Source organism: Aequorivita sediminis, assembly GCF_032080575.2.
GTDB classification, from domain to species: Bacteria; Bacteroidota; Bacteroidia; order Flavobacteriales; family Flavobacteriaceae; genus Aequorivita; species Aequorivita sediminis.
Genome location: NZ_JAVLSO020000009.1, coordinates 1 through 21179, shown reverse-complemented (window position 1 = coordinate 21179; position 21179 = coordinate 1). Strand labels below are relative to the sequence as shown.

At 35.0% G+C, this 21179-nt stretch carries 15 protein-coding genes and 1 pseudogene; 2 read left to right on the top strand and 14 right to left on the bottom strand.

The window, feature by feature from the left end:
- Positions 1 to 169: 169 nt before the first annotated feature.
- The gene (locus tag RT250_RS11965) at positions 170 to 802 is read left to right on the top strand and encodes a fasciclin domain-containing protein (protein ID WP_313115016.1); all 633 of its coding nucleotides are present in this window, start codon (positions 170 to 172) and stop codon (positions 800 to 802) included.
- A 51-nt stretch (positions 803 to 853) separates the two neighbouring features.
- Here the strand turns inward: RT250_RS11965 and RT250_RS11960 are convergent, their stop codons facing one another.
- The 4 genes from RT250_RS11960 to RT250_RS11945 form a co-directional block, all read right to left on the bottom strand.
- Positions 854 to 1519 (bottom strand): ATP-binding cassette domain-containing protein, encoded by a 666-nt coding sequence (locus RT250_RS11960; protein ID WP_313115014.1) that lies wholly within the window; start codon positions 1517 to 1519, stop codon positions 854 to 856.
- Positions 1520 to 1962: 443 nt separating this feature from the next.
- On the bottom strand, positions 1963 to 5253 hold the full coding sequence (locus RT250_RS11955) for an amidohydrolase family protein (protein ID WP_313115012.1): 3291 nt from the start codon (positions 5251 to 5253) through the stop codon (positions 1963 to 1965).
- A gap of 42 nt (positions 5254 to 5295) precedes the next feature.
- On the bottom strand, positions 5296 to 6918 hold the full coding sequence (locus tag RT250_RS11950) for a M1 family metallopeptidase (protein ID WP_313115010.1): 1623 nt from the start codon (positions 6916 to 6918) through the stop codon (positions 5296 to 5298).
- A gap of 262 nt (positions 6919 to 7180) precedes the next feature.
- Positions 7181 to 8047, bottom strand: a complete 867-nt coding sequence (locus RT250_RS11945) for a TolB family protein (protein ID WP_313115008.1) — start codon at positions 8045 to 8047, stop codon at positions 7181 to 7183.
- Positions 8048 to 8253: 206 nt separating this feature from the next.
- On the opposite strand from RT250_RS11945, the gene RT250_RS11940 reads away from it, so the two are divergent.
- Complete coding sequence (locus RT250_RS11940; RefSeq protein ID WP_313115006.1) at positions 8254 to 9402, top strand: cysteine desulfurase family protein; 1149 nt, start codon at positions 8254 to 8256, stop codon at positions 9400 to 9402.
- 167 nt (positions 9403 to 9569) lie between these two features.
- Here the strand turns inward: RT250_RS11940 and acs are convergent, their stop codons facing one another.
- The 10 genes and pseudogenes from acs to RT250_RS11895 form a co-directional block, all read right to left on the bottom strand.
- Positions 9570 to 11477, bottom strand: coding sequence for an acetate--CoA ligase (gene acs / locus RT250_RS11935; protein ID WP_313115004.1), 1908 nt, complete (start codon positions 11475 to 11477; stop codon positions 9570 to 9572).
- A gap of 202 nt (positions 11478 to 11679) precedes the next feature.
- Positions 11680 to 11886, bottom strand: a complete 207-nt coding sequence (locus RT250_RS11930; RefSeq protein ID WP_313115003.1) for a YgaP family membrane protein — start codon at positions 11884 to 11886, stop codon at positions 11680 to 11682.
- 101 nt (positions 11887 to 11987) lie between these two features.
- Complete coding sequence (locus tag RT250_RS11925) at positions 11988 to 12293, bottom strand: hypothetical protein (RefSeq protein ID WP_313115001.1); 306 nt, start codon at positions 12291 to 12293, stop codon at positions 11988 to 11990.
- 111 nt (positions 12294 to 12404) lie between these two features.
- On the bottom strand, positions 12405 to 15602 hold the full coding sequence (locus tag RT250_RS11920; protein ID WP_313114999.1) for an efflux RND transporter permease subunit: 3198 nt from the start codon (positions 15600 to 15602) through the stop codon (positions 12405 to 12407).
- A 2-nt stretch (positions 15603 to 15604) separates the two neighbouring features.
- Positions 15605 to 16684, bottom strand: a complete 1080-nt coding sequence (locus RT250_RS11915) for an efflux RND transporter periplasmic adaptor subunit (RefSeq protein WP_313114997.1) — start codon at positions 16682 to 16684, stop codon at positions 15605 to 15607.
- 6 nt (positions 16685 to 16690) lie between these two features.
- Positions 16691 to 17995 (bottom strand): TolC family protein, encoded by a 1305-nt coding sequence (locus tag RT250_RS11910; RefSeq protein ID WP_313114996.1) that lies wholly within the window; start codon positions 17993 to 17995, stop codon positions 16691 to 16693.
- A gap of 567 nt (positions 17996 to 18562) precedes the next feature.
- A pseudogene (locus RT250_RS13625) lies at positions 18563 to 18682 on the bottom strand (DUF302 domain-containing protein); the annotation flags it as partial.
- A gap of 284 nt (positions 18683 to 18966) precedes the next feature.
- Positions 18967 to 19380, bottom strand: coding sequence for a DUF6691 family protein (locus RT250_RS11905; protein WP_313114994.1), 414 nt, complete (start codon positions 19378 to 19380; stop codon positions 18967 to 18969).
- A gap of 11 nt (positions 19381 to 19391) precedes the next feature.
- A complete protein-coding gene (locus RT250_RS11900) occupies positions 19392 to 19955 on the bottom strand; it encodes a YeeE/YedE family protein (protein ID WP_341769334.1) in 564 nt (187 codons plus the stop codon).
- A 280-nt stretch (positions 19956 to 20235) separates the two neighbouring features.
- Positions 20236 to 20823 carry a hypothetical protein gene (locus RT250_RS11895; RefSeq protein WP_313114990.1) on the bottom strand — a complete coding sequence of 196 codons (588 nt, stop codon included), beginning with the start codon at positions 20821 to 20823 and terminating at the stop codon, positions 20236 to 20238.
- Between the last annotated feature and the right edge of the window lie 356 nt (positions 20824 to 21179).

Here is a 21179-nt window from a genome sequence, read left to right as displayed (position 1 = left end):
TTCTATAAAGATACAATTTTGCCCAAAATTAAATTTAACATTTAGAAAAATTTATGACAAAAGCGTAACTATTTCATTCTCAGTTAAATTTAACTAAATGTTAATGATAATTGGTAAAAACTTCACAGTTTGAATAATACCTTTGATACAAACTAAAAAACACACAACTATGAAGTTTAAACAAATTGTACTATCAATTGCAACCGTAGGAATTCTATTCGTTGGTTGTAATGATTCAAAAAAGAAAGAAGCCGAAGCTCAAGCACAGGCAGAAGAATTGAGAATGGAACGTGAAGCCGACTCTATATTAAAGTTGGAAGAAGAAAAAATGGCTAGGATGGAAGATATGGAAGCTAATTCCATTTCGGCTAAAGCAATGGGTAACGACAACTTATCTATTTTAGTTAGTGCGCTTCAAACTGCAGATTTAGCCGATACCTTTAAAAGTGAAGGCGAATACACAGTATTTGCTCCGACAAATGATGCATTTGATAAAGTTTCTAAAGCAACTTTAGATGATTTGATGAAACCTGAAAACAAGGAAAAACTACAAAGTTTGCTTAAGTATCACGTACTTCAAGGAAAATTGCCTTCAGTGGATGTTTTAGCGAAAATTAATAATGCTAATAACAAATTAGATGTTACTACCTTGAATGGAGAGATTCTTACTCTATCAGAAAAGGATGGTAAAGTAATGATTAAAGATGCAAATGGAAATGTTGCTACTGTTACTAATGTAGATATCGATGCCTCCAATGGAGTGGTTCATACTTTAGATAAAGTACTGATGCCAAAAATGTAAATCATCTTAGTTTCTATTATTAAAAACCTCTGAAAAGAGGTTTTTTTGTGTCTAATTTTTTCTTAAATAAGTCCAAGCATATAAGTCCTCCTTAGAATTTATGCTGTGTGAAATACCATTATTTATGATTATGTTTTTAGAAGTAATAGCTAATACATCTTCATAATAATGGTCAGTAATTATTATACCCTTAGTAGAACTAATTTTTTGAAGGAGATTTTGAATTTCTATTTTATATAAAGGTTCAATCATTGAAAAAGGTTCATCAAGCAATAAATAAGGATGATTTAAATTACTTACTAACAACACTTCTAAATACCTAATTTGACCATGGGAGAGTGCTCCTATATTTTGAGCAGCAATTTTTGCTATTAATGGATTGTAAAATATAACATCTTGCTTTTCCTCTTCAGAAAAATAGATTGGGATTACATCACGTACTTTTAAATTCATAGGTAAAAATGAGTGTTGAGGTAAATAGGCAATCCTTTTTTCTGATATATTTTTTGATGGATAAAACTTTTTATCGTCAATTGTAATTTCGATAAAACCTTTTTTTAAGGTTCCAAAAATCATTTTTAATAAGGTAGACTTGCCACACCCATTACGACCGAATATACCTAAGATTTCACCGGTCTCTAATGAGAAAGAAATTTCATTTAAAACTTCTTTTTTACCAAAACTAATAGATGCTTTATGTAATTTTAAGGTTGCCAAAAAGGAAAAATATTATAAAAATGAAAAAAGAAAATATAGGAATACCAAGAAATAAATTTATAATAAATGAGGTTTGAAATAATTCCAATTTACTTATTCCTAAGTTAAAGTAGAAATAATAGTTATTATTATAGAAAACGTTGAATCCTAAAAAACCTATAAGCAAGCCAACAGTAGCAAACATTATAAACCCCCAGATTATTCCAACAAAGAGAAGACTTAAAATGGAAAATGCCGCTATAAACGGAAATATACTTTTATAAAACTGCCAATAGGCTCGATACATATAAAATTTTTAAAAAGTAGGCTATCCAAAATGCAACTCTCGCTGTAGGTTCGAGTGCAGTCGAGAACTTTAAGTTACCAACTCCCAATTAGTTCTCGCTTGCGCTCGACCTGACAAACCAATTCAATTTTACTTTTTAGATAGCCTCTTTTGTTTTTTAATGACAGGTACAACCGCCATCCATAAATCCTTGGGTTTTTTGATGCCAAGGGAATGCTTGGTTATAACCATCTAGCTCCCAGAAAAAAGGTAATCGTTCCTTTGGATTGTTACCTATTTCATTCATTGTTTCAGTATCGTACAATCTACCATTAACCATTACCATATTTATAGATAAAGTGTTTTCGATATCTTCTAATGGGTTTTTATCCATCACAATTAAATCTGCGAGTTTACCAACTTTTAATGAGCCTATATCTTCACCTGCACCAATATATTCAGCAGAGTTAATAGTCGCGGCTTTTAAAGTTTCAAGATTGCTAAGTCCACCTTGGTTAATCATCCAGGTTTCCCAATGTGCTCCAAGACCTTGTAATTGACCGTGAGCTCCCATATTTATTTTTACGCCTGCTTCACTTAAATCTTTTACAGTTTCAGAAACTAAAATATGCCCATTTTGGTATTCTTCCTGTGGAACTTTAATTCTATGACGGGAACGACTGTCTATAACGCCACGCGGAGTAAAGTTGAGTAGTTTTTCGTTTTCCCATACATTGTCTCTTTCATAAAAATACATTTCTCCATTCATCCCACCATAGTTTACGATAAGCGTAGGAGTGTAGCCAGTATTGCTCCTGCTCCAAACTTCTCTAATATCTTTATAAATAGGTGCAATAGGAATATTGTGTTCTATCCCGGTGTGTCCGTCAATAACTTGCGTTATGTTGTGATAAAACGTTGAACCTCCTTCAGGTACCACGTTAATTCCCATTTCACGTGCTGCTTGTAAAACTTGCTGACGTTGATCGCGACGCGGTTGGTTGTAACTCTTTACACTTTTAGCACCAAAGGCTTTTGTACGGCGAATGCTGCTTCTAGCATCTTCTAAATTGTTTATTACCGCTTTAAAATCGCCATCACCACCGTATAAGATAAATCCAGTAGAATATAATCTCGGCCCTACCAATTGGCCATTCTTTTGAAGTTCAGATAGTGTAAATACTGTTTCTGTATTCGCCGAAGGATCATGAGCTGTAGTTACACCAAAGGCTAAATTGGCCATAAACGACCAGTTTTGTTGCGTAGGTAAACCATAACGGAAAGCCCCAACGTGAGCGTGTGCATCTACCATTCCTGGCATAATAGTTTTTCCTTCAGCAGCATAAATCCTCGTTCCTGATGGAATAGAAACTTTATCTGCAGTTCCTACAGTTTCAATTTTATTGCCATTAATTACAATAGTTCCGTCTTCAATTACTTCATCGCCCTCCATTGTGATGATTCTCGCATTTGTGAAGGCAATTCTACCGTTAGGAATATTTACTGGAGCTTCTAAGTTAATTTTGGTACCAGTTAATGTAACCTCTGGTAATTCATCTGGTGAACCTGGCAAAAAGTTAAATCTGTTTTTTAATTCATTGTTAAAATACTCATCTCCAAGTGTCCACATTACATTCTTGCTGTTTGCCGACCAATGTATATTGATACCCGCATCTTTTGCAAGTTGAGAAACTGGTAATGCTTTTGATTTATCGTCTAAGTTAATTGTTTGTCCGTTAAGCAATAAAGGCGCAACATATAACTTATGAAGATTTGTAAAAGCAACCCATTTATTATCTGGACTTGGAACTAATCTATTTGCATACTTTGAAGTAATGTGTGTTTTTTCTTCGTTTCCATCGAGGTTTACACTAATTAGTTTCTTTTCAATGCTTCCAAAATAAGTACCGCCCGTTTGTAAGAAAATACGTTTTCCATCTGCACTAAACATTGGGTAATCCCCTTTGTCGGTTACAAAAGTTTCATTACCACCATCGGCATTCATTACATAAATTCCTTCTTTCTTTGTATATGTAAAACCTTGATCGGTATTTCCACTTTCTTTTTTAAAGGTAATTTGTGTTGCGTTAGGCGAAAAAGAAGGCATTCGGTAAATACCTTTATTTGAAGTGAGTTTTACAGGGGTTCCACCGTTAACTGAAACCTTGTAAATAGCTCCTTTTTCAACGTCGTTCCAAGTAACATAAATTATTTCAGTTCCATTAGGTGAGAAGGTAGGTTCGAATTCAAAATCGGCACTATTTGTTAAACGTTGCGGTTTTCCGTTAGGTAATTCTTTTTTGTATAAATGCCCTAAAGCGCTAAAAACAATATGTTTTTGATCTGGTGAAGTAACCGTATGACGGATCATTTTAGGGGTAAACCTTTCACTTTCAATTCTATTGCTAAAATGAACAGTTTCGGCTAAATCTATTTTTACATTTGCTGTAAAAGGGATGTTTGTAACTTCTAATGAGTTAACGTCAATTTTATTAATTTTTCCACCACTCCAAAATATGATTTCGTTGTTATTTGGCATCCAATTAAAGTTTGGATAGACTCCAAATATCGCCCAAGCTTCTTGCTGATCTTTATTTAGCTTATCGTAGATAGGAAACTCTTCTCCTGTTTCTAGGTTGTGGATAAATAAAACACTTTTGGTGCGAACTCTTTTTACAAAAGCTAATTTCTTACCGTCAGGAGAAACTGTTGGTCTTGCTGCTCCCCCAGGTCCACCTGTAATAGTTTCGGTTTCTCCGGTTTCAAAGTCGTAGCGTTTTATAACATAAATCTGACTGTTTGGATCTTTATTATATTGGAAATATCCACCAGGGTACACATCTTCACTGTAGTACAAATACCTTCCATCTGAAGAAGTGAACGGTTCGTTTACATCTTGTTGGTCATTTTTTCTTTTGGTAAGCTGAATACCAGAGCCTCCTGTTTTGTGGTATTGCCACATCTCTCCAGCTCCTAAACTTCTTCCTGACGTAAAGTGTTTTCTAGCAATTAAATAATTTCCATCTGCACTCCAAATGGCATTGTTAAGTAGTCTAAAATCTTCTTTGGTAACTTGTTTTGCATTGCTGCCATCAACATTCATCACCCAAATATTATCACCACCACCTGCATCGCTGGTAAATGAAATTTTTGTCCCATCTGGACTAAATCTCGGCTGAATTTCAAAAGGAATTCCAGTTCTAATAGCTTTGGCTGTACCTCCTGTAATTGGTAGCGTATAAATATCGCCCACCATATCAAAAACTATGGTTTGCCCATCGGGGCTAACATCAAGATTCATCCAAGTTCCTTCATCGGTAGTAAAGGAATGGGGCTTGTAGTTAAACTCTTTACCAGGATTTGCAACTTCCCATTTCGTTTCTGATTTTTCACTGTCTTTTTTCTTCTTCTTTTGCGCGCTAAGCGTTAGTGAAATTGTAAAAATAAGGAGTGTTGAAAGTAGTTTCATATTCAATGTTTATAAATTTCGGTATTATTAAAATTAGGTGTGTTATTCAATTTCTTCAGTAATCACATAAAAGTCTTTTTTAATTTCAGCAGTTTCAATGGATGATGAAAATTCTTTTATTTTCCATTCCGAAGTAGGTTCTATCCATTCTTCTCTTCCATTGATTATTGCAATTACAGGCATCTTAAAATTTTTAAGAATGTCGGTATAACGAAATTTCAATTTGTTGTCTTCAACTTCATACTCCACCTTAGGAATCATAGTTGTTCTTAGATATTGATTAAAAAACACATTGAGATCTAAGCCACTTTTTTGCATTATGTAATCCTCAACTTGTTTGCTGCTCACAGTTTGATGATAAAAATCTTTATTCAAACCTATTAAAATTTGGCGCCACTTCTCATCATTATCAATTAGCTGTCTAATGGTGTGAAGCATATTTGCACCTTTGTAATACTTATCGCTGCTACCAGAATGGCTAACATTATAATTTCCAATTATTGGAATATCGTTTAAAATACTACGGCGTAGTCCCACCACATATTCTGAAGAAGCTTTTTTTCCAAAGTGATAATCGAGATAGATGTTTTCAGAATAGCAGGTAAATCCTTCATGAACCCACATATCTGCCACATCATTATTAGTGATATTATTTGCAAACCATTCGTGTCCACTTTCGTGAATTATTATAAAATCGAATTTCATTCCCCAACCCGATCTAGATAAGTCGCGGCCTAAATATCCGTTTTCAAACTCATTGCCGTAGGTAACACTACTTTGATGTTCCATTCCTAAATATGGTGCTTCCACAAGCTTATATCCATCTTCGTAGAAAGGGTAGGGACCAAACCAGTGTTCAAACGCTTCCATCATCATTGGAGCTTGTTTGAATTGTTCTTTGGCTTTTTCTTCATTTTCTCTAAGCACGTAGTAATCCATGTCTAAAGTTCCATTTAAACCTTGATACTTTTCACCCCAATGTACGTAATCGCCAATATTTATGTTTACTCCGTAAGCATTAATAGGATTTACAACCTCCCAAATCCAAGTTTTTGTAGTGTCGTTTTCAATTACTTTAGTTAGTCGTCCGTTGCTTACATCCATTAAATGTTTTGGTGCTGTAACCGAAATTGTCATGCCATTATCAGGCTCTTCGGAAGGGTGATCTTTTAATGGCCACCAAACGCTTGCTCCAATTCCTTGGTTAGCAGTGGCGATAAAGTCGTTGCCATTGCTATCCTTCGTCCAAGTAAAACCACCATCCCAAGGCGCACGTCGAGCTACAGTTGGTTTTCCAGAAAAGTAAATGGTGATTTTATTCTGCTTCCCTTTTTTCTGTTTCTTTTTCAGTTTTAAAAAATGCGCGTTTCCTTCTGAAGTAAATGAAAGCTTTTCATTGTTTTGAAGAATTTTGTCAATTTTCATCGGAGCTTGCAAGTCTATTTGCATAATGTTGTTGTCCTCTAAAACTTCATAAGTAATGGTGTTACTACCTTCAATAGATTTTTCTGAAGGATTTACGGAAACTTTTAAATCGTAATGAGTTACATTCCACCAAGCTCTTTCAGGTGTAATACTACCTCGAAGCGTATCTGCACGTGTGAATTCTTGTGCATGTGAAACAAAATTAATGCTCAGGAATAGTAGAAAGAAAAGATTTTTCATTGAGAAGAAATTTTTGTCTAAAAATACCAAAAAGAAAGACTTCAAGCTATTAGAAATGCTGAAAAGTAGCTGAGTTATGCAAAAGAGAAATTATTTAGGTTGATCAGTTCAAACTTTTTTCTTTGCTTTAGCAAAACTAAAGTTTCCAAAAACTTTAAAGCAGAAAATTTCATTTCAAAATTCGTATACAAAAGAATTTTCTTTCTATTTCGTACCCAAAGTAACAATGTCAGACTTTAAGTATAAAACAAATTTTTACACCTTATTTCTCTTCAACAACTAGGGCTATTTTTTTACCATTAGGACTAATAGCCATTCTAGTAATATTTTTTATACCGTAGTCTTCAAGTGACGCCACACGATTCCATTCCGACTCCCCTAGAGTGTCGTACATATAAAGTTTATTCCCGCTTCCAACAAGTAATTGGGTATCATTAATCCAAACGTAATCTTGAATACCAATTGGTAACTCGCTAACAAAATAGTTTTCCTTTGAATTCATATCTAGCATATAGATATCTAAATTTCCCGCGTCATTATTTAAGGAATAGCTCATATAAGAGGTTTTTGGAATTCTTTGAAGCGTTCTTCCGGCATTTCTAAACAGAGTTTCAACAACTTTTGTGTTTAAATTAATCATCACCAAATCCAATTTATCATCAGCCAAAACTGTTGCAAGCATTAGATCGTCATTGTAAAAGGCGAAATATGCTACTTCTAAATTTTCTATAATTTCTGAAGATTTTCCTGTTTCTGAATCATATCTATAAAGTCGTTGTTTTCCGTCTTTGTCTAATCTTACAGCTGCTATATCATTACTAGAAGGAAATTTTTGAGGTGAATATTCGCCGCCCTCGGTTTCTTGGTTAACCCAAGTTTTAATTTTTGAATTTAGATTGTATTCTGAAATATCAGTTTGACCATTATTATTTCCAGCGAAGACTAAGGTTTCATTTGAAATAAATGATGGCTGATTGTCGTAACCTTCATTATTTGAAACGTTACGAGCGTTTAGTAATTCCATACCAGAATAAGAAGGTGAAATATCAAAAATATATACCTCTGTGTTTTGTTGGGCGAAACCTAGTTGAATAATAGATAATGTAAGTAGGAAAAGAATCTTTTTCATAGTAAGTCATTTTTCTTCAAAAATAGCAAACTCTACGCCATATTCTAGAAGAAGCAATGTTTTGCCGAATTTTTGGCTCATTTTTTCTTTTCCACATAATAAGCTTGAAAACTGTTTAAATATGTATTTTTGCAATCTGAAAATAATAAATAGGATTTTAGATAATTCCCACTTGTTTAAATGCCAATATTTTAAATAAATTCTAAATGAAAAAAGTATACTTTGATAGCGCTGCCACTACTCAGCTTAGAGATGAAGTGATTGACTGTATTAGTGAAGTTTTAAAAACCGAATACGGAAATCCCTCATCAACTCACTCATACGGTAGATCTTCAAAGTCGTTGTTAGAAAATGCTAGAAAAGAAATTGCCAAGCTATTGAATGTTTCTGCAAGCGAAATTATTTTTACTTCCGGTGGTACCGAAGCAGATAATTTAATACTAAACGGCGCTGTTCGTGATCTAAGTGTTAAACGCGTAATTTCTAGTAGAATTGAACATCACGCTGTTTTACACACGTTAGAGTGGCTTCAAGAAAAGTACGGGATTAAATTAGAATTTGTAAACTTGGATTATTGTGGACATGTAGATTACGAGCATTTAGAAAAGTTATTGTCAGATACATCCGAAAAAACATTAGTGAGCTTAATGCACGTTAATAATGAAGTTGGTAATCTTCTTGATTTAAAAAAGACGGCTGAGCTTTGTAAAAAATACGATACTCTTTTTCATAGTGATACAGTACAATCTGTTGGGCATTTTGAACTTGACTTTAAAGAGATTCCAATTGATTTTGCTGCTGCTGCTGCCCATAAATTTCACGGACCAAAAGGAGCAGGTTTTGCTTATATTCGTAAAAATTCAGGGTTAAAACCATTAATTCACGGGGGTGCTCAAGAAAGAGGACTTAGAGCGGGAACTGAAGCGGTATATGCAATTGCTGGTATGGCTGAAGCCTTAAAACTTTCGTATCGCAAATTAGAAAAGGAACGCAAATACATCAGCGAATTAAAGCAATATTTTAAAACACAACTTTCAGAAAATATTGAGGGAGTAAAGTTTAACGGAGATTGCGATAATGACGAGCGCAGTACGTATACATTACTAAACGTATGTCTTCCTATAACTCCAGAGAAAGCGATGTTGTTATTGTTTCAATTAGATTTAAAAGGAATTGCTTGTTCTAAAGGAAGTGCTTGCCAAAGTGGTAGCGAAGGCGGATCACACGTATTAAGCGCTATTCTTTCCGACGACGACCTTGCAAAACCATCAATTCGATTTTCATTTTCTTCTTTCAATAAAAAAGAAGAAGTGGATTATGTAGTTAAGGTTTTAAAGGAGTTTATTGAAGGGTAAACAGAAAGTATAAAAGATAAATTCTAACCCACTCCGAGCGGAGCCGAGGGGTAGCAATATTTTCTAAATTTCACCTCCAACCTCCAATCTCCAACCTTCAACCTTAAACCTTCAACCTTCAACCTCTAACTTCTAACTTCCAACTTCCAACTTCCAATATCGTCCATCTATAGCGCCTCCTTCATAATCTTCTCTACTATTTCAGGATTTAGTAGGGTAGAAATATCTCCAAGGTTTGAAGTGTCTTTTTCTGCTATTTTTCTCAATATACGACGCATGATTTTCCCGCTTCTAGTTTTAGGTAAACCGGAAACAAATTGAATTTTATCCAATTTCGCAATGGGACCAATGTGTTCTGTAATAATCTGATTTATCTCCTTGCGCAAATTGTCGTGCAAACGGCTTTCTCCAGTTTCCTTCAGAATTACATAACCGTATAGTGCATTTCCTTTTATGTTGTGAGGAAAGCCTACAATCGCACTTTCTGATACTGCTGGGTGTTCATTTACCGAATCCTCAATGGGAGCAGTTCCTAAATTATGACCAGAAACAATAATTACATCATCAACTCGACCAGTTATTCGGTAATAACCTGTGCTATCTCGAAGCGCACCATCGCCAGAGAAGTACATATCCTTATAAGCCGAAAAATAGGTTTCTCGATATCGCTCGTGGTTATTCCAAATGGTTCTTGCCATGGCAGGCCAAGGGAATTTTATACATAACTTTCCACTAACAGAATTTCCTTTAAGCTCCTCTCCATTTTCACCCATTAATGCAAGTTGTATCCCTGGTAGCGGCAAGGTTGCATATGTAGGAATTGTAGGAGTAGAGTAGGGAATTGGAGAAATCATAATTCCACCCGTTTCGGTTTGCCACCAAGTGTCTACTATTGGGCAGTTTTTCTTCCCAATATTATCGTTGTACCAATGCCAAGCTTCTTCATTAATAGGTTCCCCAACACTACCTAAAACTTTCAGTGATGAAAGATCGTATTTTTCTGAAAAATCTGTTTTTTCTTTTGCTAAGGCACGAATTGCTGTTGGTGCGGTGTAAAACTGAGTCACTCTGTGCTTTTCAACAACATTCCAAAAACGTCCAAAATCTGGATAGGAGGGAACGCCTTCAAACATTAAGGTTGTGGCTCCGTTTGCTAAGGGACCATAAACTATATAACTATGGCCGGTTATCCAGCCGATATCTGCTGTACACCAAAAAACATCGTTCTCTCGGTATTGGAAAACGTTTTTAAAACTATGTGCGGTATAAACCATATACCCTGCAATTGTGTGAACCATTCCTTTTGGTTTTCCTGTACTTCCAGAGGTGTACAAAATAAATAATGGATCTTCGGCATCCATAATTACCGGTTTGCATTCGTTTTTTGCAGCGTCTAATAAAGGTTGTAACCACTTATCGCGATTTTCCTTCATCGGAATATCAGAATTTGTTCGTTTTGCTACTAAAACAGTTTTTACACCTAGGCAACTTTCTAATGCATCATCCACAATTCCTTTTAAATCTATTGTTTTATTTCCACGGTAAGAACCATCGCTAGTGATAACCATCTTGCAATCGGAATCGTTAATTCTGCTAGATAGGGCAGAAGCAGAGAAGCCTGCAAAAACCACAGAGTGTATCGCTCCAATTCGCGCACAGGCCAATAAGGAAATTGCCAAATCAGGTATCATAGGTAGGTATATACAAACCCGATCTCCTTTTTGGATTCCGTGATTTTGTAATACATTGGCAAACCTACAAACCCTATCATGAAGCTGGCGATAGCTAATGTGTTCTGCTATCTCATCGGGATTGTTGGGTTCAAAAATGATAGCTGTTTTATTGGCGTGAGTATATAAATGCCTGTCAATACAGTTTTCGGTAATATTTAGTTTTGCCCCTTTAAACCAAGAGAATTCCGATTTTGAAATATCGTATTCCAATACTTTATCCCATCGTTTACGCCACAAAAAGTTTTCTTCAGCTATTTCCTCCCAGAAGCTTTCTGGATCACGAACAGACTTTCTGTAAACTTGAAAATATTCTTCTAAATTCTTTATGTGGTAATTACTCATTGCAAAACGGTTTTTATGGGAAGTGAATTTTCTAAAATTAAGACAGATTTTAATAAGCCTTAATAGAATAACGCCTTTCAAATATATTTACATTTTCAGAATATATAAATTGGAAATCAAAAAAATATGGAAATAACTATTTACAAAAACTAAAAATCCCGCATCAAAATGTGTGAAGCGGGATTTTTATTTAGTATTGTGCTTATATTCCACAACTATCACCTTCGTCTTTTATTCCAAGTTTCCTTAAAAACTTTTCCATCAAACACCATCTTGTAAAAGATGATTGAAGGAGGTTTACACCTACAAATCCTGTAAACCATAAAAAATTGATGTTTACATAAACAGCCAATAATATGCTGATTATAACGAATGATCCGGCAATTGCTCTAATATATCTATTAATCATAATTTTAAAATTTTATTTACTTATCTTATTCTTTCAATTAAACTATTACTAAGTAGATGAAAAACATCATCATGCATTTATAGTGATATTTAGGAAGGGAATTATATACTTCTTTCAATGGGTACAACCACAGCATGAACCGGATTATTTGTTTCTAAATGCTTATTAAATTCCCCTACTAATTCAAAAAAATCATCAATTTTTTCGTCTTCCGTAAATGAGAAAAACATGCTGCTATCTGCTCCACTTTTTTGAGAAGGAAACCAACTAGTATTCATCATAAATGAAGAGGCATTTTTGTAGCCATCAATATCTGAACCACTGAAGCTTTCAATATTTGCTTTCTTAAAAAGTTGTAGTACATCTTTCTCAAATTGGTCTACTACAGTTACAATAAGTAGTTTCATGGGGTTATTTTTTATTGGTTATAATTATTTTTTATTGGCTATTTATTTTTCCAACCTAACATGTTTTAACGTCTTACGTCCTACGTCTTTTAGCGCAGCGGTCTTAAGTCTTTACTCTTTATGATTTTTACGCTCAATCATATAATAAACCAATGGCACTACAAGTAAAGTAAGTATAGTTGAAACAATAGTTCCTCCCATTAGGGAAATCGCGAGGCCTTGGAAAATTGGATCGAAAAGGATAACGAAAGCACCTATTACAACCGTTCCAGCCGTCAATATGATGGGGGTTGTTCTAACTGCTCCAGCTTCAATTACAGCTTGTTTTAATGGTACACCGTCAGCGGTGCGAAGATTAACAAAGTCGATGAGCAGCACCGAGTTTCGCACCATAATTCCGGCGAGGGCAATCATTCCAATAAACGATGTAGCTGTAAAGAACGCGCCCATAATCCAGTGCCCTAATACAATTCCAATTAAGGATAAAGGTATAGCTACCATCATAACAATTGGAGCTTTAAAGTTTTGGAACCATCCTACAATTAAAATGTAGATTATGATAATTACACCCAAAAATGCAATTCCTAAATCCCGAAATACTTCTAGAGTAATTTGCCATTCGCCATCCCATTTCACGGTAAAGTCATCTTCATATTCTGGTTGTTGCAAGTACAATTCGTTCATATTATATCCTGCTGGTAATTCTATTTCGTTTAACTTGTCCGTCATTCCTAAAATAGCATAAACAGGGCTTTCAAGTTCCCCAGCCATATCTGCTAACACATAAACCACTCGTTTTTGGTTTTTACGGAAAATACTTTTTGCACGGATGGTTTCTTCAATACTTACTAAATCTCCCACAGAAACCATATTACCTTGTTTAGAAGCAATTTTTAACTGGGAAATATCCTGAATAGTAGATTTTTCTTTTTCATCTAAAGCAAGCAAAATCCCTACTTGGTTAGTAACGTTTTCATCATAAAGATTGGTTACAGGCCTATCTGAAAGCGCCATATTCATTGTATGCACAATCTGTTGTGGTGCCACGCCGTAGCGCATTGCTTTTTCTTTATCTATTATAAAATTGTATTCCTTCTGGTCAGCTTCCACCATCCAATCTACATCCACTACATCTTGAGTTTCGTTCAGTATATTTTCAACATTTTTTGCAACAGCAATTTGTTGATCATAATTAGGTCCATATATTTCAGCTACAATAGTTGACATAACAGGAGGCCCTGGTGGAACTTCAACAATCTTTACATTTGCGCCAAACTTCTTCCCAATTTCTTGAACTTTAGGACGAATTAGTTTTGCGATATCGTGACTTTGAAGTTTTCTTTCGTCTTTACTTACCAGATTCACCTGAATATCGGCCATATTACTACCGCCGCGTAAATCGTAGTGTCTCACCAATCCGTTAAATGTAATAGGAGCAGAAGTACCCACGTAATTTTGATAATTCACTACCAATGGTTGTGTTGAAAGATATTGTCCAATCTCTTTAGCCACTACTGCAGTGCGTTCTAAGGTAGTTCCTTCCGGCATATCGATTACTATTTGCATTTCGTTTTTATTGTCGAAAGGAAGCATTTTTACAGCGACAGACTTGGTAAAGAACATCATTACAGAACCCAAAAGCATAACCACGGTAACTCCTAAAAACAGGAATCTCGTTTTTTTGTTTTCAATTAACGGAGTTTCTATTTTTGAATAAATTCTATAAATAAGCGTTTCTTCTAAAGGCTTTTTTACTTTAGGTGCCTTACCCTTTTTTTCTTTTTCACGAAGGAAAATAAACCCTAAATAAGGCGTAACGGTTAAGGCCACAAACAAAGAGAGTACCATTGCAATTGATGCTCCAATTGGCATAGGAGACATATATGGTCCCATCAAACCTGATACAAACGCCATAGGCAATACAGAAGCAATTACAGTAAAGGTTGCCAGAATTGTAGGGTTTCCTACTTCGTTAATTGCATAAATAGCTGCCTGTTTAAACGGCAGACGTTTCATTTTAAAATGCCTATGCATATTTTCCGCAATAATAATAGAGTCATCCACTACAATACCTGTTACAAAAACCAAGGCGAAAAGTGTAATACGGTTAAGCGTATAATCCAGTAAATAGTAACTTAAAAGCGTTAAAGCGAATGTAATTGGTACAGAAAGAAAAACCACCAATCCACCACGCCAACCCATTGCTAGCATTACAATTAAAGTTACAGCAAAGATCGCTCCCAGTAGGTGCATCAATAACTCCGAGACTTTTTGAGAAGCGGTTTCCCCGTAGTTTCTAGTTATTTCAACGTGAATATCATCTGGGATAAGATTGCTTTTTAAGTTTTCAACTTTGGCAATAATTACATCTGCAATTTGCATTGCATCTGCACCTTTTCTTTTTGCTACAGAAATAGTAACCGCAGGATATTCTGAAGGATATTTTGAAGCATTTTCAGTAGCACCACCATATCCAAAAGAAACATAATTACGTGAAATTTCTGGGCCATCAAAAATATTGGCAATTTGTTTTAGATAAACTGGTTGTTTCTGCTGTATGTCTACAACTAAATTTTCAACATCAGTTAGCGATTTCAAGAAATTACCAGTAGTAACCAAGAATTCAGTATCATTTTTATCAAAACTACCCGAACTCAGTTGTTGGTTATTAGCTTTAATCATTTCGGCGACCCCTAAAAAGTCAAGACCGCTCGCAGCTAATTTATCCTTGTCTAAAACTATACGCAGCTGTCTATTTCTTCCTCCAATTTTGTTAGTAAGGGAAACTTCATTTACTTTCTCAATTTCTTGACTAAGCTCATCTGCTATTTGTTTTAGCTGAAAATCGTTGTAATTCTCGCTCCAAAGTGTAATTCCAAGCATGGGAACATCATCTATAGCCCTTGGTTTTACAAGCGGCATGGTAACGCCCGGAGGCATTTGATCCATATGCTTGTTCATTTCGTTGTATAGTTTTACAAAAGAACGTTCAATATCTTCGCCCACATAAAATTGCACACTTACCATTGCTCCTTCATTAAACGAGGTAGAATATACATATTCCACTCCTGCAATATTTGATGCAAGTTTTTCTAAGGGCTTTACAACCCTAGATTCTACTTCGGTTGGGGATGCGCCGGGGTAACCCACAAAAATGTCGGCCATAGCCACATCAATTTGTGGCTCTTCCTCACGTGGTATCAAAAACGAGGCCCAGACACCTACGACCATAAAAACAATCATCAACAGCACTGTGAGCTTTGAGCCTATAAATAACTTGGCAATTTTGCCTGCTAATCCGTCCTTCATGTTTAATTTTTAATAGTTAATTTAGCACCGTTGTATAGCTTCGATTCGGAAGAAATAATATAGTTTTCATCTGAAGATAAACCAGAAAGAACCTCTACATTATCACCAAAAGTACGACCTACTCGCAACCAGCGAAGTATTGCAGTATTGCTCTGGCTAACTGTGTATATTCCTGTTAATTGTCCACGTTTTACTAATGCCTCTTCCGGCACTAAAACTGCGGTTTCATCGGTTGTTTTTTCAATAGGAAACTGAACCGTAGCATACATACCCGAAAGAACATTTGCGTCGGTTTTATCTAAAATTACTTTTACCAAAAACTGGCCTCCAGTATTACTTGCTGAAGAACTTACCTCCGTTACTGTTCCAGAAAGGATTTTATCTGATGATTTTACAATTACTTGTACTTCGGTTCCAGATTTAATTTTTGAAATTTCACTCTCTGGCACCGATGCCGTTACTTCAAAATTACCAGGTCCTTCAACCGAGATTAACGGTACCCCTGGATTTGCCATAGTACCAGCTTCTATAAATTTATTGGTTATAACGCCATTAAAAGGGGCGCGAAGATTTACGTAGGCAAATTGCGATTGCACTTCGTTTTTCATTTGTTTAGCACCTTCCAACCTAGCTTTAGCCATTTCGAAACGAGCACGCTGGTCGTCAAGTTCTTTTTGGCTTGCGCTGTTTTCAGCAAATAAATTTTGAAATCGTTGGTAATCTTTTTCAGCATTGTTAAATGCTGCTTGTGCTTCAGTGATTCCGGCGCTTGTTTGGGCTTGTTTTGCAGAAAGATCAGAATTATTAATACTCACTAATAGCTGTCCTTTAGAAACTTTGTCTCCAACATTTACGTGTACTTTATCTACAAAGCCCATCATTCGAGTGCTAAGTGTAGCACTATTTGCGGCTTCAATTTTACCGCTTGCGGTTAAAAATGGCGTGTTATTTTCAGCAGCAACAGAACTTATAGTTACAGCTATTGCTGAAGCGTTTTCCACAGCTTTTTCTTCGGAGGTATTATTACAGGCAGTAAAACTTAGTACTGCCGATAAAAGTAGAAGGGTATGTATATATTTCATTTCTGATTAGTTTTTCGTTAAAAATTGTAAATAAGCCAAAGCGTAATTATGTTGATATATAGTGTTAAAATATTCCAACTGTTTTTGTGCAAACTGAGTCTCCGCCATTAATAAATCGGTAGTTTTTTCTAATCCTTCAGTAAATCGATTAGTCCGAATTCTAAGTGCTTCTTTAGATTGTTCTAATGCCAATTCAGTTAATTTTAAATTGTTTTTTGCATCTTGAAACATACGTTTGGCTTTGTTAAGCTCTAGCTTACTTTCGGATTTGTACTGAGCTAATTCCAGGTTTGCTTGGGTGAATTCAGCTTTGCTTTTTTGAGTTTTTCCGAAGCGCTTTGAACCCTCAAAAAGATTCCACGTTAAGGCTGCACCGAATAAGTACCCATTAGCATCTGCCTGAAAGATTTCATCGTCGTAAAGTTCGTAGCTTCCGAAGGCGTTCAGCCTTGGTAAAAACGACATTTTATCGGCTTTATAATTTTGTTTATAAGCCTCGGCAGCAAATTCCATAGCTTTAATGTCTGCACGTGAATCTGAAATACTTTTAAAAGCATTTAACGCTGTTGCTATCGTTAAAGAATCTGTTGGTTTTAATACTCCTGAAATTTCTTCATTCATAAGTACCCCCAGATATTCCGAAGCATTTATTACATTACTCTTTGCGTATTGCAATTGGTTTTCCACTTCAGTAACCCGCACCTGCACAGACAAAACATCACTTTGTTGCAAGTATCCCTGCTTAAAACTATTATTTGCCAATCGCAAGTTTTCATTAGCCGCTTTTAATGCAGATTCCAAAACCGTTACACTTATATAAGCCAGTTGTAATTGCATATAGGCTTTTTCGGTTTCAAGAGAAAGATAATCTCCAGTTCGTGCCAATTGCATCTGCGTGGCGTGATATTTTGCTTTTGCCGCTTTTCTTTGGAATACCCCGTCTACATTTATAAGTGGTTGTTGCACTTCAATCTTAGTAGCAAACATATTTATCTGTGAAGGATTGTTTAGTTTATTAGGATCAAAATCCGCTTGTTCTACAACTTCTTGATTCAGTTTAAAACCAAATGCCATTAGCGGATTAGTTGTTGCCATTCCCGAATGCGATGCAGAAATATTCGGTAGAAAAACAGCGTTTGTTTGGTTGTAATCCCCCTTAGCCGCAAGCAATTGTTGCTCTCCAATTTTAAGTTTATTATTTTGTTGAATCACTTTTTCTAGCACTTCAGTCATAGAAATAGGTACGGTTTGCTGCGCAAGAGTGAGCGCTGGTAGCAAACCAATTAGTGTAATTATATTTTTAATATTCATTGCTAATTTATATTTGATACAAAAATACGCCCCCAATTCTAGGTGGTCAGTAACCAATGTTACCAAAGCTCATATTAATATTAAATAAATAAAGCACCCATTTCTGGATGCTTTATTCTAACCAAACTAAATCACTTATGTTAGAAACGAACCAACCAAGAAACGTTTCTAATTATTTTGAATAGTTAGGTTAATAATGCGTTAACCTAAACATTCTACAATTTGATAATACAAACTTAAAATAGTTTAAGAATACCTACTGTAACTTAAATTACATAAGGTATATTTTACTTAAAAAATTTGGGAAAGTGTAGAACAATGGATTTTTTCTGCAGACTGGAATTCAAATGATGTCATCTAAGTTATTTTCAGAGATCTAGTACCTTTTTTAATAAAGATTATAGGTTTTGGTTAGTGAAAAAATTTTTAAGGTAAAAACTATTGAATTTCTTCAATAACTTCTATTATCCTTTGTTGAATATTATTGACTACCATTATCGACGAATTATTTGCTACAGCCATCATCGAAGCAGCAGTTTCTAAAACCGAGATTTCATTAATTCCGAATTAGTGGGCTTGAATAAAAGTGTTACAAGGAGGCATAGTAACTATTTTATTTTCAGATTGTAGGGCTTGATCAGCCAATTTCGGATTGCAAGCCACAAATATGGTGTAGTTATAAAACTCAACGTCTAATTTATTTTTTTAAAGTAGAATGGATATCAGATCGATTTCGGTCAACACTTAAAATCCTTTACCTTTAAATGCTTTTGATGTTCTGTCTATAGCATCTTTAAAGATTGAATTCTTAATAGTTGTATTAATATAACCACTCATAACTTTTAATTATCGATTTGAATTATATTAAAAACATATAATTATATTAGGTTGGATAGTAGCAAATATTACAATGCTTCATCATTCTGAAGATTTTTAAACTGATTGATAAAAATTCAATATTAAATATTAAATTAATGAGGGAGTTTGTCTTTTATTAATCCATAAAGAAAAGTTCCTAATAATGCCCCGAGGATAACTATTAAAATTGAAAAATATCCTGCTCCAGCTAAAACGTACATCGGTCCTGGACATGCACCAGACAGTGCCCATCCTAAACCGAAAATTATACCACCAATCATATAACGGCTAAAACCTTTTTCTTTTGGCTGAAGTCGCATTTCACCTCCGTCAACAGGTTTTATATTTTTTCTTTTAATTAGCTGAACTCCAATTATTCCAATGGCTAAAGCAGATCCCATGATTCCATACATATGAAAGCTGCCAAATTGGAACATTTCATAAATTCGAAACCACGATGCAGCTTCAGATTTAAACATTATAATTCCGAAGAATATACCTACTATTAAATATGTGATGTATCTCATTTTCTAAAATTCTAAAATATTAAAGGGTAGATAAGGTGAATCATAACTAGGCCACCAATAAAAAAACCAACTACTGCAATCAATGAAGGAAGTTGTAAATTACTCAGCCCCGAAATCGCATGACCAGAAGTACAGCCGCCTGCATATCTAGCACCAAAGCCTACTAGTAAACCACCTATTAATAAAATCAAAATGTTTTTTGGCTGAGAAATACGCTCCATATTGAAAATTTCAGTCGGTAAATACGCTTCGTTTGCGGAAGTAATATTATAATCGTCAGCTAGTTGTTGTGCTATTTCAGGGTTTATGGTAACTATATTATCGCTCATAAAATTAGAAGCTATAAAACCTCCAATTATAGCGCCTAATACAACCATTAAATTCCAACGTTGCGTCCTCCAATCGAATTTAAAAAAGTCTGCTGCTTTTCCAGCTCCTAAGGCTGAGCAGGCTGTACGTAAATTTGAGGACATTCCAAATTGCTTTCCTAAGTACAAAAGCACGAACATTACAAGCGCAATCAAAGGTCCGCCTATATACCAAGGCCAAGGATCATAAATTAAATTCATAGTAATTTTTTTTTGCAAACTTAAGTATGATTTCGCAAACAAAGTATTGCTTAGATTACTTTCCTGTGAAGAATTAAAAGGAAAAGAGAATGACTTGATTTAATGTGATGATAACTATTTATAACAGAGTAGTGTATGGTTTTTTTATAAAGAAATATAAATTAGTACTATAGAATCTTTGGAGTGTTTGACATTAAATAGGAAGATATAAAATAAAAAAAAATGGCGTTATGTTTAACTACATACCACCACCTTATTAAAAAGTTCTAATTTTTAGCTGCTCTTTTTAATTTCTAGCTGGAGAAATCATAATATGAGCACGATGTGTTCCAGCATCCATTAACCACGGCATTCCAGGTGCTTGTGGTTTAGTTGGTAAGCCAGTGCTTTCCCCCGTCATATAGGGTTTGTAGAGTACATAACGAATTCTGCTATTTTCAAGTTCACCGGTTTCGGTATTAAGGTCTTTTTCTTCAGCAGCTAAAACATAAACCATTGAAGGCTCTTTAGGCATTTTTAGCGTTCCAGCTTCAATTTCTTGTTTTCGAACTTCTTGTTTTTCGGGATTAGATTTTCCTGCAGCCACTAGTTCTCTTCCTCTTGCCATAAAAGGTTCTAATTCGGCGAAATAGCAGGCTACACTTATCCCCTCTTTGTTAGGGTCGTCTGCTAAACAAATTAATGTATTTGTGCCTTCACGAAGTGTCACTAGTTCTCCATCGGCATTATACCCCAATACTGTAGCCGCATCGCGATACATTTCAGGTGCAGCTAGAACGGCAGTCTTTATCTGAGTGTCGGCAGGTAAAATTTTAGTTTGGGAAAATGCTGAAATAGCAAAAGTAAATGCAATAACAACGAGTAATTTTTTCATAATCAAGCTTTTTAAAATTAACGTTTAAGATACGAAAAAAATAAAACTTGGATTTTTTAAAGAGATGTGTAAATCAATGCATCTTGTAATTCCTATAGTTTCCATATAGTTTAATAGCTTCGGAGTCTTTCGTTTTGTCTCAGGATAAATTTACCCGAGGGTAAACTTCATCTTCATCTTGAACTTCATCTTGAACTTCATCTTCATCTTCAACTTCAACCCCTTCCGCCAGCTGGGTTTTTAATTTAGCTGTTAATCAATCTATTTCCCAGCAGCCACCTTCCCCTTAACACTACTAGTACAGTTATTTAAAATATTTCGAAGGGGAAGGAACGCTAAACTTTACTGAATTAGTT